General features: G+C 49.1%; 15 protein-coding genes. 9 read left to right on the forward strand and 6 right to left on the reverse strand.

Going from position 1 to position 14,934, the window contains the following annotated elements:
* Window positions 1–321 precede the first annotated feature (321 nt).
* Both BWK47_RS15785 and BWK47_RS15790 read left to right on the forward strand, forming a co-directional pair.
* Entirely contained in the window at window positions 322–1,023 is a 702-nt protein-coding gene (locus BWK47_RS15785; RefSeq protein WP_162329393.1) for a diacylglycerol/polyprenol kinase family protein, read from the forward strand.
* A 48-nt stretch (window positions 1,024–1,071) separates the two neighbouring features.
* Window positions 1,072–2,286, forward strand: a complete 1,215-nt coding sequence (locus tag BWK47_RS15790) for a M20 metallopeptidase family protein (RefSeq protein WP_162329394.1) — start codon at window positions 1,072–1,074, stop codon at window positions 2,284–2,286.
* Here the strand turns inward: BWK47_RS15790 and BWK47_RS15795 are convergent.
* Window positions 2,283–3,932: an iron uptake porin gene (locus tag BWK47_RS15795; protein ID WP_162329395.1), complete on the reverse strand. Its 1,650-nt coding sequence runs from the start codon at window positions 3,930–3,932 to the stop codon at window positions 2,283–2,285. The two genes, BWK47_RS15790 and BWK47_RS15795, sit on opposite strands and share 4 nt — an antisense overlap.
* Window positions 3,933–4,114: 182 nt before the next feature.
* Window positions 4,115–4,432 (reverse strand): hypothetical protein, encoded by a 318-nt coding sequence (locus BWK47_RS15800; RefSeq protein ID WP_237269684.1) that lies wholly within the window; start codon window positions 4,430–4,432, stop codon window positions 4,115–4,117.
* Window positions 4,433–4,576: 144 nt separating this feature from the next.
* Between BWK47_RS15800 and BWK47_RS15805 the strand changes: the two genes are divergently transcribed.
* From BWK47_RS15805 to BWK47_RS15835, 7 genes are all read left to right on the forward strand, one after another.
* Window positions 4,577–5,050 (forward strand): photosystem I reaction center protein subunit XI, encoded by a 474-nt coding sequence (locus tag BWK47_RS15805; protein WP_010874254.1) that lies wholly within the window; start codon window positions 4,577–4,579, stop codon window positions 5,048–5,050.
* Window positions 5,051–5,140: 90 nt separating this feature from the next.
* Window positions 5,141–5,263 (forward strand): photosystem I reaction center subunit VIII, encoded by a 123-nt coding sequence (locus BWK47_RS15810; RefSeq protein WP_010874255.1) that lies wholly within the window; start codon window positions 5,141–5,143, stop codon window positions 5,261–5,263.
* 184 nt (window positions 5,264–5,447) lie between these two features.
* Window positions 5,448–6,515, forward strand: a complete 1,068-nt coding sequence (gene murG, locus BWK47_RS15815; protein WP_237269685.1) for an undecaprenyldiphospho-muramoylpentapeptide beta-N-acetylglucosaminyltransferase — start codon at window positions 5,448–5,450, stop codon at window positions 6,513–6,515.
* Window positions 6,516–6,899: 384 nt separating this feature from the next.
* Complete coding sequence (locus tag BWK47_RS15820) at window positions 6,900–7,727, forward strand: diguanylate cyclase (protein WP_162329397.1); 828 nt, start codon at window positions 6,900–6,902, stop codon at window positions 7,725–7,727.
* A 42-nt stretch (window positions 7,728–7,769) separates the two neighbouring features.
* On the forward strand, window positions 7,770–8,369 hold the full coding sequence (locus tag BWK47_RS15825; RefSeq protein WP_162329398.1) for a slr1658 superfamily regulator: 600 nt from the start codon (window positions 7,770–7,772) through the stop codon (window positions 8,367–8,369).
* Window positions 8,370–8,431: 62 nt separating this feature from the next.
* Window positions 8,432–8,773 (forward strand): slr1659 superfamily regulator, encoded by a 342-nt coding sequence (locus tag BWK47_RS15830; protein ID WP_010874259.1) that lies wholly within the window; start codon window positions 8,432–8,434, stop codon window positions 8,771–8,773.
* 189 nt (window positions 8,774–8,962) lie between these two features.
* On the forward strand, window positions 8,963–9,541 hold the full coding sequence (locus BWK47_RS15835) for a DUF3172 domain-containing protein (protein WP_010874260.1): 579 nt from the start codon (window positions 8,963–8,965) through the stop codon (window positions 9,539–9,541).
* Window positions 9,542–9,612: 71 nt separating this feature from the next.
* Here BWK47_RS15835 and BWK47_RS15840 read toward each other — a convergent pair whose 3' ends face one another.
* The 4 genes from BWK47_RS15840 to BWK47_RS15855 all read right to left on the reverse strand — a co-directional run bounded on the left by BWK47_RS15840 (window position 9,613) and on the right by BWK47_RS15855 (window position 14,483).
* Complete coding sequence (locus BWK47_RS15840; protein ID WP_162329399.1) at window positions 9,613–10,338, reverse strand: DUF190 domain-containing protein; 726 nt, start codon at window positions 10,336–10,338, stop codon at window positions 9,613–9,615.
* A 14-nt stretch (window positions 10,339–10,352) separates the two neighbouring features.
* A complete protein-coding gene (locus tag BWK47_RS15845; protein WP_162329400.1) occupies window positions 10,353–12,002 on the reverse strand; it encodes a cation:proton antiporter in 1,650 nt (549 codons plus the stop codon).
* A gap of 232 nt (window positions 12,003–12,234) precedes the next feature.
* The gene (ruvX, locus tag BWK47_RS15850; protein ID WP_162329401.1) at window positions 12,235–12,693 is read right to left on the reverse strand and encodes a Holliday junction resolvase RuvX; all 459 of its coding nucleotides are present in this window, start codon (window positions 12,691–12,693) and stop codon (window positions 12,235–12,237) included.
* 167 nt (window positions 12,694–12,860) lie between these two features.
* Complete coding sequence (locus BWK47_RS15855) at window positions 12,861–14,483, reverse strand: Ppx/GppA phosphatase family protein (protein ID WP_162329402.1); 1,623 nt, start codon at window positions 14,481–14,483, stop codon at window positions 12,861–12,863.
* Window positions 14,484–14,934 lie beyond the last annotated feature (451 nt).

Here is a 14,934-nt window from a genome sequence, read left to right on the forward strand (position 1 = left end):
GGGGTTGCTTATCCCAATCGCAGCAAGCTGCGGGGTATGCGCAACCCATTTGTCAGATCAAGAAAATTACCACATTATCCCAAGATCACTGGACATTAAAGATCGGCGGCGAAGTCAAAATTTATCATAAAAATGTATTAACTTATAATATTGCAGCAAATTTTCTGATTAATCTCTCAACAACCTCCGACTGGAGACTAACGAAGAGGCGGATACGTAGGCATTGATCGCCGATCAACTATATCTTTGAGGGTATGATTAGTGGGATTGTCATCAAACTAAGGTACTGTCACCGAGGTTATAACTATTGTTTTTTTCCTAATGGGCATTGAGCAAAATAATCCTATGGCTTTGCCCCTCTGGATTGCGGTGGGGCTGGCGGCGACCTACCTAGGGGCTGTGGTGTTAACCGCGGAACTGCTTAACCGCCTTTCCCCCAGTCCGGCGGAGGTAACTCGTAAAATTGTCCACATCGGAGCGGGGCAAGTGGTGCTGATTGCTTGGTGGTTGAGTATTCCTGGTTGGGTGGGGGCGATCGCCGGGGTTTTTGCCGCTGGCATTGCAGTGCTCTCCTATCGTTTGCCGATTTTGCCCAGCTTAGAAAGTGTTGGCCGCCACAGTTACGGCACTTTGTTTTACGCCCTTAGCATTGGTCTATTGGTGGGGGGATTTTTCTCCCTTGGACTGCCGGTATTTGCGGCGATCGGTATTTTAGTCATGGCCTGGGGCGATGGACTGGCGGCCCTGGTGGGACAAAGGTGGGGGCATCACCACTACGAAGTCTTTGGTTTCCGCAAAAGTTGGGAGGGCACTCTCACCATGGTGTTGGCCAGTTTTTTGGTTACGGTTGTATTTCTTAGTTACACCTTCGGCTTCACAGTCAGTGTCCTTGTTGTGGCTGGGACGGTGGCGATCGCCAGTGCTGGATTGGAGAGCTTTTCCCGCCGGGGCATTGATAACTTAACTGTTCCCCTGGGCAGTGCTTTGATTGCCTGGGCTGGTAGCTATCTTTGGTTGGGATAGTCCCTGGGGTAAATGGTTAAAATGCAAATACCATCCTGCTTTTCCCCTATGGTTTTTACCCTTCCCCAGCCAACTAATTTACCCAGCACTAATGTCCGTTTGCCTATTCAAGCACTACACGGTCAATTGATCCAATGGCGACGGCAGTTTCACCAATACCCAGAATTGGGCTTCCAAGAGCAGTTAACGGCGGCCCACATTGCCGAAACCCTGACTAAATTAGAAATTCCCCACACCCCAGGCATTGCCAAAACCGGTATTATGGCGACGGTTAACAGCGGTAAGCCGGGACCTGTGCTGGCTATCCGAGCCGATATGGATGCCCTACCGGTAACGGAAGAAAATGAAGTAGATTACCGTTCCCTCCACCCCGGTAAAATGCACGCCTGCGGCCACGACGGTCACACGGCGATCGCCTTAGGCACAGCGCAATATTTAGCGGCCCATCGGGATAGTTTTCGGGGGCAGGTAAAATTCTTTTTTCAGCCAGCGGAGGAAGGCCCTGGTGGTGCCAAGCCCATGATTGAAGCAGGGGTACTGGAAAATCCGGCGGTGGATGCCATTGTGGGTTTACATCTTTGGAATGATCTACCCGTGGGCACGGTGGGCATCAAGCCAGGGCCAGTAATGGCGGCGGTGGAACATTTTGAATGTCAATTGTTCGGCCAAGGAGGCCACGGAGCCATGCCCCACCAAACCGTGGATACCCTGGTGATCAGTGCCCAAATTGTCATGGCTTTGCAAGGCATTGTGGCCCGCAATTTAAATCCCCTCCAGTCCGCCGTGGTTACTGTGGGACAGTTGCAGTCCGGCACTGCTTTTAACGTCATTCCCGACAGCGCCTATTTCCGGGGCACAGTGCGCTACTTTGATCCCAATTTTGCTGGTTATTTTGCCCAACGCATTGAGGAAATTATCAAGGGCATTTGCCAGAGTCACGGAGCTAATTACCAATTTACCTACGAAAATATCTATCCCCCCGTGGTTAACGATCGCCGTTTGGCGGATTTGGTGCGATCGGCGGCGGCGGATGTGTTGCTCACGGATGACCATCTACAACCGGATTATCAAACCTTGGCAGGGGAAGATATGTCATTTTTTCTCCAGGCAGTGCCAGGTTGTTACTTCTTCCTAGGGTCTGCCAATGGGGATCTTGGTTTGGACTATCCCCACCACCATCCCCGCTTCAATTTTGATGAGGCTGTGTTGCCAGTGGGAGTAGAACTATTTGTCCGTTGCGTGGAAAGGTTTTGCAATGCCTAGAAGCTGAAGGTGGTACGAATTACCCCCATTACCAGGGTGCCATTGGCGTTGTTGTAATCAGCATTGGGTACCACCACAATACCGGGGGTAATGGAAAGATTGTCATTCACTGCCCACTGGAAAAAGCCTTCTAGGTGCAAGGAACTGTCAATGTCAGTGGTGGCAATGTCATCGGGGAAGACAATGGAACTACTGCTCACCCAGGGTTGCATACCCACAATAATCCCTGCCATATTCCCTTCCTTGATAATGTCGGGGAAAGCCAGGGTCACAGCCCAATTCCAAATATCTAAACTGCCCCTACCAATGCTGGCATCCGCCAGATCTATAGAGTTGAGGGTGCGGGCCTTAGTAAGGCCTCCCCAGCCCCCTAGGACAAAATGGTCGCTCAACTGCCAAGAAAAAGCGGCCCCATAGGCGTTGTGGGAAGTTTTGGCCGCTTCCCCAAAGGTGGTTTCCGTAAAGTAGCGGAAATTAGAGCGTTGGCTACCGGTGCTAGTGTCCAAGGTGTTATAGCCATAGCTATAGGTTAAAGCTACGGTCAGATTGTCAGTGAAATCATAGTTTACCTGGGCGATCGTGCCAAAACTGCCGTTAAATAATCCTTCTCCCTGGGAAGGATCATTGCCAGCGGGGGCCAAGTAACCAAGGCTAAGTTGTAACCTATCCCAGGTACCCTGGAGAGCGGCCCCAGTACCTTCCCCCAAGAAATAGATCGGGCTACGGGTGCCAAAGGCAGTCAATGCTCCAAAGGCTCCATCCCCGTCTAAAACATTGACTGTATTGGTGAAATCGTCGAAAGCGCCCCCGGCCCCCATGGCCCACAGACGAATATTTTCCGTGGCAGGAAGAGTATAGTACAAAACACTATTGCTGAGGTTGCCATCTTCCGGTTCCGTTGCCCCTAACACTGGCTGAAAAGTACCGGCAATGGGACCATAGTCCTCTAGATTGCCACTGGATAAACGAATGAACAGATCGTCATCTCCTCGAAAGCTAGTATTGAGCTCCAAACGGGTGCGGTAACCCAAGGTGGTGTTTCTAGTGATCGATTCGGTGCCATTATTTTTGTCGCCGCTGACAATGCCACTCAGGGCCGTCACCACCTGTCCACTTAATTTGGTGGTGGTGGAAAATTGATGGTCCTCCAGGTAAGCCGTGCGGACTTCCAGATTATCGACCCGGGCCCCCAGGACGACCAATTCCCCATGAAACTCCTGGGCTAAGCGCTTCAACTTATCAACGTCTTCCCGTAAAACCGCTACGTTCTCCTGGATTAACCGCTCCATGACGTTCATGCAGGCATTTAGTCCCGCAGCAAATTCCCAACGGTATAGGGCTCCATCGCCGCGAAAAGTACGGTCAGGATAACCAACAATGCAACCGTAGCGCTCCACTAAACTTTTGAGTGCTTCGTAGGCCCAGGCGGTGGGCTGCACATCCCTAAGCTCCGACACGGAAGTGATTTGAGATAACACATTAGGATCAACCCCATCGTTAAGGAAACCATCTAGTCTTAGACGATTCGACAATGTTGAAGTCTGAATCATTTGGGCTTCCGCCGGCTGATTTGTCCCCAAGGCGATCGCCATCAGGGCACCCAAACCCCACACTAGTGACAGTTTTCTTAACATAGGAGTCCTCACACCCTAGGAATTAGCCAACAAATTATCGAGAATATAGGCAACAGCCAAGGGAAAAAGCAATGCCCTTCCTCCCCATGGCCATCATGGGCAAACCTCTAAATAATGATAATCATTATCATAGCATGGGCTTTTCTGGAATTTTTTAGATAGATGGTTTCACCAAGCCGATTACTTCCTAATCTTTACTGGCCAAGCTCTAACCACTCTTCCGCCCGCACATTGGGCACCAACGTAAATCGCTCACCACCTAGGGGTTTAACCACATAGGCCATGCCCTGGGGGTCAGGGTAGATTCCCGTTGTTGCCTCAAATAGATCGTCATGGTCAACAACAATGTTATTGGTCCCTGGGGAGGGTATTTTGGTTAAAAATGGCAGCAGCAGCGCCTTCATCTCGGCAATTTGTTCTGGGCTTGTGACCTGGTCGGCATAAATTAGGTCTACTGGGAAAATCCCATCAAAGAAAGCCCCGAAAGTCCAGACCCCAGGGGAAAAAACCATTGTCAGTGAGGCGAAATAAAACTTAATGAATTTTTTTAAAGCTAAAAGCCATTTTCCTCGCAAAACGCCCCCCCGTGCGTAAAATGGGGACTAAAGTTTTGTCACGTCCCTGACGAAATTCTTTAATAGGAGAACTCAATACCAATGGCTGAATCTAACCAAGTTGTACAAGCCTATAACGGCGATCCTTTTGTGGGGCACCTTTCCACCCCCATTTCCGACTCCGCTTTCACCCGCACTTTTATCGGCAATTTGCCCGCCTATCGTAAAGGCCTTTCCCCCATCCTCAGAGGTTTGGAAGTGGGTATGGCCCACGGCTATTTTCTGATTGGCCCTTGGACCCTGCTGGGCCCCCTACGGGATTCTGAGTACCAATATATTGGTGGTCTGATCGGAGCTTTGGCTTTGATCCTGGTGGCTACCGCTGCTCTTAGTAGCTATGGACTGGTTACCTTCCAAGGGGAACAGGGTTCCGGCGACACTCTGCAAACAGCCGATGGTTGGAGCCAATTTGCCGCTGGCTTTTTTGTGGGTGGCATGGGAGGTGCCTTTGTGGCTTACTTCCTGTTGGAAAACCTCAGCGTTGTGGATGGGATTTTCCGGGGTCTATTTAACTAAATAACCTTATAACCTTTAAACTGTTTCGATTTTGCCGTTGCCACGACGGCCTGAGCTTACAATCATCCAATTAATAAGGAGTATTAACTAATGGACGGTTCCTACGCTGCATCTTACCTGCCCTGGATTTTGATTCCTATGGTGGGTTGGTTATTTCCCGCTGTGACCATGGGGTTGCTTTTCATTCACATTGAGAGTGAAGGCGAAGGTTAGGCTGGAAAGGTTTGAAGACTAATGGTCTTTTAATTGAAAATGTCTAACCATCTTTGGGTGGGTCAGGATTCCTCCGTTATGCGGGGGATTGGACATTTTGATTTGTTACTCCGCCAGCGGGTGGGGTATTTTTTTTGTGGGCTTATCAAAGGCTTGTGTAGTTTTTAACGGATATTTTGGCAAGATGACTGAACCGATTCGTTTACTAATTGCCGCCAGTGGCACGGGGGGGCATCTTTTTCCGGCTTTGGCCCTGGCCCAGCAGTTGCCGGACTATGAAATTACCTGGTTGGGGGTACCCGATCGCCTGGAGACGACGTTGGTACCCCGACAATATCCCTTGGTAACGATCCCGGTGGAGGGTTTCCAGGGGCGGCCCAGCTTAAAAACAATCAAGATTGGCTGGAATTTATTACGGTCAGTATTCACGGTTAGAAAACTGATTAAGAGTAAAAAAATTAATGCTGTGGCGACTACGGGGGGTTATATTGCCGCGCCAGCCATTTTAGCTGCTAAATTATGCGGTATTCCGGTAATTTTTCACGAATCTAACTTTATTCCCGGTAAGGTAACCACTTGGTTGGGCCGTTGGTGCGACACAGTGGCGATCGGTTTCCGGGGCACAGCCAAATATCTGCCCAATTGTGTAACGGTTTGGATCAGCACCCCCGTGCGGGAGCAGTTTCGCCAACCCCAGTCTTTGGATTTCCCCATTCCCCCAGACAGATGCTTAATTGTGGTGGCAGGGGGGTCCCAGGGAGCAGTGACAGTGAATCAACAAGTCCGTAGTTGTGTGCCTGCTTGGGTAAATGCGGGGGCCTTTATTGTCCACTTGACCGGTAAGAACGATCCGGAAGCAGCCACCTTTAGCCATGACCATTATCTCCCCCTGGAATTTTTTGATAATATGGCGGCCCTATTGCAAAAGGCGGATTTAGCCATTAGCAGAGCCGGAGCGGGCACCCTAACCGAATTGGCTGTCACCCAGACCCCCTCCATTTTAATTCCCTATCCCTTTGCGGCGGAAAATCATCAGATGTATAACGCCCAGGTGTTTGTTGATGCCGGGGCCGCCCTAATGTTTGCCCAAAAATCCCTGACGGCGGAACAGTTGGAACAAGCTGGGCTAGACCTGCTCCAGAGTCCAGAAAATTTGGCTACCATGGCCAAAGCTGCTAGCACATTGGCTGACCTCGATAGTGCAGAACAGTTAGCGGCGATCGTCCGGGCATCAGTGGAAAAATCCCGCTGACATTGACCCAGCCTGCTGCAACGTAGTCACTGGGTTCATCCAAAAGACTGTTGTAAAATTCAACCTAATTTTCCCCAAGCTTGGGGGGAAACTCGGGAAAGGTTTCCTAGTCAGTCGATTTAAGGGCAAACCCGAACTTTGCCAACACCTCCCAAATCAAGATAAAACTTGATCACTATTTTTAGTTTGTGAATCTATGGGAAAAACAATGCCAGCCCCGTTTCCCTGCCCCAACTAAGCAGAGGATAATTAAACACCAATCTAGGGAAAATAGTCCTGGGTAAGCAGTCATTCTTAACCAAGTGAGTTACATTGAATAACCTAGGTAAGTAAATAAACTCACTCAAAAATTTCCGGATCCTATCCCTGTCTTCGCTCCCCACTATGACTACGACAGAATTAACGGCGGCCACCCTAACTCAACTTCAGCAAGAAATTAATCGGTTACAACGGGAAAATGATGATCTCCACATTGCCTTGACCACGATCGCCGAACATGGGGACATGATCGAGTCATTGCTGAATGAAACCAATGTCAAGCTCAGAAGCGAAATCCTCGAACGACAGCGGGCAGAGGCGAAGTTACAAAATATTCTTAGTTTAATTTCCCGGGAAAAGGAAGACCTAGAAATTATTGTGGAAACCATCATGCAACATGGGGACGTGGTGGATGCCCAATGGCGACAAAAGCTAGGGGAAACCGCAGAGTTACTTAACCTCGATAGCCTCACCCAGGTTTCCAACCGCCGCCATTTTGACCTCCATCTGGCCCAACAATGGGAACGGACCATGGATAGCCAAGAGGCGATCGCCCTGATTTTATGTGATATCGACCATTTCAAACAATTCAACGATTTCTACGGCCACCTCAGTGGGGATGACTGTTTGCGGCGCATTGCCAAAACCCTCAGCGCCACCCTCCGCAACCCGTTTGATCTTTTTGCTCGCTACGGTGGTGAAGAATTTGGTGTAATTTTGCCCCAGGTGACCAGTGAAGCTGCCCAGCAGATTGCCAAACGGATGCAGGCCTCTCTGGCAATGCTAGAAATTCCCCATCACCATTCCCCCACTAGCGAATTCGTCACCATGTCCTTTGGCATCGGTCGCCTGTATCCCCAGCCGGGACAACTCCCCCTAGACCTAATTGCCCAAGCGGACGAAAATCTTTACAAGGCGAAACGCCAGGGCCGGAACTGCATTTTCGGCCATTGATTTTTCGGATAAACCAAGTGAGCTAGTCCCATAGACATAACCATGAGCACTGACCAAACCAACGTCAGACAATGGGGAGAGTTCCTCGATCCCATTCCCCCCAGCGACGAATTTCTGACCCTAAACTTTTCCCTCGACCGGGTAAATCGTTTACAACGCTGGCGCAACTATGGCCTGTCAGCAGACTTTTTGGGGGACTACTTTGCCACCTTTTTTCCCGGCAACGGAGCAGACGACGGCCTTAGTCAGCGAGACACCATCAAAGGCTCCGTCAGTTACATTGCCAACGAATTGTTGGAAAATGCCGTTAAATACAGCACCACCGACCATGATTGTCCCATCACCATTACTCTCCATCTCTACGACCATAAATTAATTTTTGAGACCAGTAATATTTCTCCCCTGCCAACCACCATTGACTATGAGAATTTCGTCAAAGTGCTATTAGAGGCAGATCCGCTGGAGCTATACATGGAACGACTAGAAAAATCCGCCCTGGAAGATTGCGAAGCGTCCCAGATCGGCTTGTTGACTATGATTAACGATTACCAAGCTCAGTTTGGTTGGCGATTTGTCCCGGTTTCAGGTTCCGAGGATTTGATCAAAGTTACGGTGATGACTCACTTGGGTGTCGAAATTTGAGCAGTGGTAGCTAAGAAAAAATTATTCTCCCCAAATCCCTAATTTTATTGCGACCTATTCCCATGGAAATAACCACTGAAGACTATCGGATTTACTTTGAAGAAGCCAACAAGACCCTTTACTTTCGGGGCTTTTTGCGGTTGGAAGGCATGAAGGAATATCAGCCCATTATGAACACCATGCTGGAAATTTTGTCCGATTGTAGTGAGCTGATCATTAACTTAGAGGGGTTAGAATTTCTCAATAGTTCCGGCATCAGCATGCTGTCTATGTTTGTGATGAAGGTGCGGGGTAAGGAAGACACCAGCCTAGTTTTTAAGGGTTCTAAAAACATTCTCTGGCAAATGAAATCCTTGAGAAACCTCCAACGACTGATGCCTGATTTAACCTTGGAATTCGTCTAAAATTCTCGATGGGAAACGTGGCTAGGTTAATATTCCCTCTCCTGATCTACTGGTGTTGGGAATGGCAAGCCATCGGACAATTTTCCCCCTCGTGGTTGTGGTTGACCCAAAGCTCACCCCAGGTTTTTACCGGCTGAAATAGTTCTGCCAAAGCTAGACTAGGAAACTCCACCTTCTCAATTTCTCCCTATGGCCCGCAGACCCCCACCCCGTTACACTCCTCCTCCCCGTCCCAGCTATGACCGGGATTATGGGCCCCCGCCGGGAAAAGCCCCTGGTAAGTTCAGCCTGGGGGCCATCAACTATGGCACGATCGCCTTATTAGCGGGAATTTTTGTTTTGGGCATTGGGGTGGGCATTGGTTTTAGTTCCACCGCTAGCTTTAGTCCGGAAAATGTGGCTTCCAGGGAAGTGATTGACCGCAGTGCCCCCAACGCTGAAGTGTGTGTACAGTTTGGCTCCAGCGCCATTGTCACCGATATGCGGGTGTTTGTGACCCTAAATCCTTTTAATGTATTTGTCACCCAACCAGTGATGCAACCGGGCTGTGTGTTGCGCCGCAATAACTGGAGCATTTTAGAGCGGGAAAAATTGGTGGACAGCCGTCAGGTCAATGATTGCAAAAATCGGATGAATACCTTTGGTTTCACCGGGCCTCTGGAAGGGAATCCTCGCATTGATTGTATTTACCAAAATGAAGCGGCGGGGAATTTATTCACCAATCAACCGGGGGCAGTGGGGCCCAGGCCAGCTACGGATAAGTTTTAGCTCCTGGAATCCGTTTGAAGAGTTGTCCTAGGTTGTGGGGCTAATCGGGACTTTGTCGACATTCTTGAATTTCAAGTGTGAACCACCACTTCGACCCTATCCCGCAGGACAATTCCTCCCTGGACTGCTTGCTGAACTATAGGTAAAAGCTGATCGATTTTCCCACGGCGATCGATAAAAGTGAGCATTATGGGCAAATCCGAAGACAGTTCAATGATGCCCAGCAACATGATCCGCTCCTCGTTGTTTTTACCGTAGCCAGTGGCTCCCCGTACTGCTGTGGCTCCAATAATGCCCAACCGTCGAGCTTCCTGAATCAGAGCTAAATGAACTGGCCGTCCCTGCCATTGGTCCGCTTCCCCCACGTAAATGGTTAGTTTTTCATAGTCTGTGGCTTGGTTGGCATTATTAAGGTTATCCATGGTGGATTGCTCAGGCAAAGGGGAAACGGTTTCTGGGTTTTCTTTTTTTTCCATGGGGGCATGGTGTACGATGCGCACCAATTCTTTAGTTACTAAACCTTTTTTAATCAAGGCTTGCAGTCGGGGAATATATCTGGCGATCGCCGTTGGTTGATCAATAACCACTAGCACCATAATCATTTGTGGGGCTAATTCCATGGTCCAATCCACTGCAATCTGATGACTTTGGGGGCCGTAGCCAATGGCTGTCCGCAGCACTGTTACCCCGGCTAAACCAAGCTTTCTGGCTTCTTCAATTAAGGCTTGATAGAGAAGTTTTCCCCCCAGGCGATCGCCTTCGGTGACGTAAATGGTCAACTGCTCAGCGTAGTACATGGACGGTGACTGTCCTAACTCAACGGGGCCGGAGATGGACTAACTTTCTCCTCCGACCCCACCACCATAACCGGTAGAACGCTGGTTTCTAACAGGTATTGGGAAACGGAACCCAGCAACACATCGTCTAAAATGCTGTGCCCTCGCTTACCAATGATGATTTCCGCTGCTCCTCGTTCCCCGGCAATGCGGAGAATTTGTTCCGGCACCACTCCCTCGGTGGTGATCCATTGATGTCGAATATCAGCCAAAATTTGCTTTGTTTGTGCCCGCAAGTGCTCCACCCCAGGGGGATCTTCCAACTCGATTATGTGTAGAACAAATACTTTGGCATCATTCCGACGGGCCAATTCAGCAGCTTTGGTTAAAACCGATTTGGCGATCGCCGAAGTATCCACTGCGGCCAAAATGGTCAGGGACTGATTAACGGTGACTTTGGTAGGGTCCACTTCCCCTTGCTGCAACAACTTGGGGGCAAAGGTGGGAATCGCCCAAGCTCCCAACGGCGCAGTAACCAGAATGGAGAGGGCAGCCACGGCTAAAATAATTTCCCCCCCAGCAATGCCTTGGGTTAGGGGCACAGCGCCCAAAGCAGCTTGCACAGTGGCTTTAGCGGAATTAGCCGGCAGTAAAAATAATTTTTCTCGATTAGTCCAATTACTGCCCAGGGTGGATAAATACCAACCCAGCGATCGCCCGATCAGGGTGCCCACCGCCAACAAAGCCAGCCCCGGTAACAAATTGCTTTCCAACACCGATAACTCAATGCTGGCCCCCAACAGAACAAAGAGAAAAATTTCTGCAATGGTCCACAGGCCATCAAAACTGCCCCGTAATCTACGGGCCAGGGGCGCATCCAGCTCGATCAAAAAAAAGCCGGTGCCCATCACTGCAAGGTAACCGGAAAAAATCGGCAACTGGGTGGCACTCACCACTAAAAATAAGGCTAGATTGGCGGCCACTAGGGCATCCTGCACCCCATTTTGACTCCAATTTTGTCGGGCTAATAGGGAGACTAGAATCCTGGCCATGGCCCAACCGACTAGAATACCTAAACTAACTTGTACAACTACTTGCAGGGGTAATAGTTGCAGGGGGCTTAAGCTGACATTGCCCAACGTAATGCCCGTGGCAGTTTCCTGGGCTAGAAAACTGAGCAATAAACTGAAAAGCAGCAACAGAATAACATCGGACAGAGCACTGCCGGTCAAAATACTGTCGGGGATACCTTTTTCTACGCCCCAACCCAAACTTTTCAGCCGCAACATACCGGGGACAATTACCGCCGGAGACTCCGCCCCGATAATGCAACCCAGCATCAACCCCGTGGCCCAGTCAAACTGGAATAGCACCATGGCCATTAACCCCACGGCGATCGCCTCTAGACTGGCCGGTAAAAATCCTAATCGGAGGGCGACGGAACCCTGTTGCTTGAGCTTTTCCCGGTCTAGCCCCAACCCCGCTTTCATTAAAATGACCATCACCGCCATGGTCCGCAGATCGTCCGCCAAAGCCAAAATGTCCGGACTCAGGCGATCGCCTACTTGGGGACCGAGGATAATGCCCACTAGCACCATGCCCACCAAAGCTGGTAGTTTCAGCCGTCGAGCTATTTGCCCCACGAAAAAGCCCAGCAAGAGAATGGCAATAATACTAGATAACATTGTTTTGAAAGCAGAAAACTAAGTTAGGTTAGCATGGCGATCCTAAACAAAGACTAGTCAATACGTCAAAAATACTAAAAACTATTGCTTTCAGTTACCCTCTAGGAACATGTTTAGAAAGTTCTATTCCACTCCATAATTTTCTTTACTAAATTCCGATCATACTGGGTATTTTCACTCGGTTTCCAGACAAATTTGGTAGGCCAGGGAGACTTTTTAAACAAGCTCTAATCTATTCAATAAAGTTATCATCATTGTCCTGTAAATTAGCCCGCCGGAGGTCTAACCATTGTTGCAAAATAATTTGGGCTGCCTGTTGGTCAATTAGACCTTTGTTGTAGCTAGAAAAACGTTTTTGGGCTTTAAGTTGATTTTCTGCTTCTACTGAACTTAACCGTTCATCCATATATTCCAGCGGTAGGTTTAACTGCTCCGCCAGTCGTCGGGCAAATTTTTGCACCTGTTTCGCCTGAGAACCAATTTCCCCAGCCATGGTATAGGGTAATCCCACCACCAACAGATTAACATTCCTTTCTTCAACTAATTGTTTAATTTGAGCAATGTCTTGGTCGTAGGAACTGCGGACAATGGTGGTAATGCCAGTGGCAATCAAACCAGTGCCGTCACAGCCTGCCACCCCGATACGTTTTCTCCCCACATCTAAGCCCAGGGCCGCTACTTTTTTGCTCATAACTACATGATTAACTGTGAAAAATCTCCCCTTAACTTAGGTGAAATTTTAGCTTTAGAGAGGGTCTGAAAAGTCTAAATTCTCCCTGTACATCTCATCATACTGGGAAATTTTGAATTGAATTCCCTACATAATTGAGGGACCAGGGGAGGTATTTTAAATTTTTCTTAACCCTGACGAGATTTGAGCAAAATTGCTAGAGTTGCTACTACTTTAGTATTAAATTCTTCTTCAAAAACAACTTTTTTATAATCTAAATTCCATAATTCCAAGGCACAGTCATCGTCGGGATCTTTGGGGGTAATGTGCAAATGTAACTGCCGTTTATCTTGATCATAATGACAATCAAAGCTTTCAATGGCTCCTACTTGGCGACGGTCCAAAGCCACCGCTAAGCGTAGCAAGGAACTCAATTGCCGCACTGCTAAACGGTGGGGTTCAGATAATTTAATGTAATCATCGTGGCGTTTTTTCGGCTTACTACGGCGATGGTAGCGAGCAATATTAGCAATTAATTCCAGTTCAATTTCCGTGTAACCTAGCAGTTCCGCATTGCGAATTAAGTAATAGGAATGTTTATGGTGGGCGGAGTGACTGACATAAGTACCACAGTTGTGCAAGATTGCGGCGGCCCAGAGCCATTCCCGTTCCGTTTCCCCCCAGTCGTGTAAAACTCCCCGCAGTTGATCGAAAAAGCTGGTGGCAAATTGGGCGACCCTTTCCCCAAAACCGAGATCCACTTGGTATTTGCGGGCGATTTTTAGCACTCCCCGTTGACGAATTTCTCCCTGGAAACGCATCCGGTCTTGGATTAGCCCATGGGTGAGCATCCAATCGACGATCATGCCTTCCCGCAACGCCCGCTCACAGATGGTGATGCTATCCAATTCCAGCATGGTCATGGCTTCGAGTAGAATCACTGCCCCCGGCAAAATAATTTCCGCCCGGCGATCGGACAGGCCCGCCACTTCAAACCGCTCTTGGCAGTTGAGACCAGCCAATTTTTTGACCCATTCCTCCACATCTTTTTGGCTAATGCTGTAACCCTGAATGGGATTGGGAACCTCTTTTTGTTTTTGTAAAGCGGTCATGGTGGCTAGGGTTTCAATGGTGCCGGAAGTCCCCACCAGTTGAGCTTTTTCCCCTCCCTTGAGCCGTTGTTTAATCTCATCCACTGGCCGCTCCAGCATGCCCCGCACATAGGCCCGCAACACGGCCAATTCGGTGGCATCAATGGGATCGCTGTGGACAAAGTCTTGGGTGAGCCGCACCGCCCCTACTTTGGTACTGCTTAAAAACCGCACGTCCCGGCGATCGGCCAAAATTAGCTCCGTAGAACCGCCACCAATGTCGATCATCACATGGGGTACTTCATGGAAATCCATGCAGGAAAATACCCCCAGGTAAATTCGTCGGGCTTCCTCTGGGCCAGAAATTAAATCCACCGTTAGCCCCACTTCCGTTTGCACCCGGGTAAGAAAATCTTGGCCATTTTTGGCTTCCCTAGTGGCACTGGTGGCCACAGCGATAATGTTTTCCACTTCCAAACCCTTGGCCAATTCCACACAACGTTTCAAAGCGGCGATCGCCCGATTCATGGCCGCTGGAGTGAGATTATTAGATTGGGGGTCCCGATCGCCTAGGCGGACAGTATCTTTTTCCCGAGCCACAATAGTAAAGGTGGCCAGAACTGGATCAATGCGGACAATGACCATGTGAACGGAATTGGTCCCAATGTCGATGGCCGCCAACATACAGGGGTCAACAATCTGGGCAGAGGAAGGAGCCATGGGTTAACACTCTCAAGGGGACAGGAACGGGGGAGTTAGGGTCAAAACTCTACCAACCAGCCTAGGGCCAATTAACCGTCCCTAACTTAACTTTCCCATTGTCCATTGTTATCAACCCCTCGCAAAGCAACACTGAGGAGAAAATTTGCTCAAACATTTCAGTAGGGAGCAATATCATCAATATCCCATTGATTTGATGCGGATGAAAACACTGGAGTACTGAGTTCGCAAAAATTTCACCGTGCCACCTGGGGGCCATAATCCCTCGGGCCATGGGAGCAGTGGAACCTCTTAAGGTTTGAATGTTACAAAATACTTTTAGTAGCCATCTTCTAGGGCTGACAAAAGCTGACAATCCTGTTAAAGTCTCTGTAAAAAACTGTGCAGTCCCAATTTAAGCCTGATATCAAAGCCAGGGACGCAAATATCTCCTCCCCACTCTGACTAGCTA

Origin of the sequence: Synechocystis sp. CACIAM 05 (genome assembly GCF_010222815.1) — a bacterium.
Lineage (GTDB): Bacteria > Cyanobacteriota > Cyanobacteriia > Cyanobacteriales > Microcystaceae > Synechocystis.

What these genes read in the sequence shown, in the direction of transcription:
- BWK47_RS15785 (WP_162329393.1), top strand. Translation starts at nt 322, where the DNA reads ATGGGCATTGAGCAAAATAATCCTATGGCTTTGCCCCTCTGGATTGCG.
- BWK47_RS15790 (WP_162329394.1), top strand. Translation starts at nt 1,072, where the DNA reads ATGGTTTTTACCCTTCCCCAGCCAACTAATTTACCCAGCACTAATGTC.
- BWK47_RS15800 (WP_237269684.1), bottom strand. Translation starts at nt 4,432, where the DNA reads ATGGTTTTTTCCCCTGGGGTCTGGACTTTCGGGGCTTTCTTTGATGGG.
- BWK47_RS15805 (WP_010874254.1), top strand. Translation starts at nt 4,577, where the DNA reads ATGGCTGAATCTAACCAAGTTGTACAAGCCTATAACGGCGATCCTTTT.
- BWK47_RS15810 (WP_010874255.1), top strand. Translation starts at nt 5,141, where the DNA reads ATGGACGGTTCCTACGCTGCATCTTACCTGCCCTGGATTTTGATTCCT.
- murG (WP_237269685.1), top strand. Translation starts at nt 5,448, where the DNA reads ATGACTGAACCGATTCGTTTACTAATTGCCGCCAGTGGCACGGGGGGG.
- BWK47_RS15820 (WP_162329397.1), top strand. Translation starts at nt 6,900, where the DNA reads ATGACTACGACAGAATTAACGGCGGCCACCCTAACTCAACTTCAGCAA.
- BWK47_RS15825 (WP_162329398.1), top strand. Translation starts at nt 7,770, where the DNA reads ATGAGCACTGACCAAACCAACGTCAGACAATGGGGAGAGTTCCTCGAT.
- BWK47_RS15830 (WP_010874259.1), top strand. Translation starts at nt 8,432, where the DNA reads ATGGAAATAACCACTGAAGACTATCGGATTTACTTTGAAGAAGCCAAC.
- BWK47_RS15835 (WP_010874260.1), top strand. Translation starts at nt 8,963, where the DNA reads ATGGCCCGCAGACCCCCACCCCGTTACACTCCTCCTCCCCGTCCCAGC.
- BWK47_RS15840 (WP_162329399.1), bottom strand. Translation starts at nt 10,338, where the DNA reads ATGTACTACGCTGAGCAGTTGACCATTTACGTCACCGAAGGCGATCGC.
- BWK47_RS15845 (WP_162329400.1), bottom strand. Translation starts at nt 12,002, where the DNA reads ATGTTATCTAGTATTATTGCCATTCTCTTGCTGGGCTTTTTCGTGGGG.
- ruvX (WP_162329401.1), bottom strand. Translation starts at nt 12,693, where the DNA reads ATGAGCAAAAAAGTAGCGGCCCTGGGCTTAGATGTGGGGAGAAAACGT.
- BWK47_RS15855 (WP_162329402.1), bottom strand. Translation starts at nt 14,483, where the DNA reads ATGGCTCCTTCCTCTGCCCAGATTGTTGACCCCTGTATGTTGGCGGCC.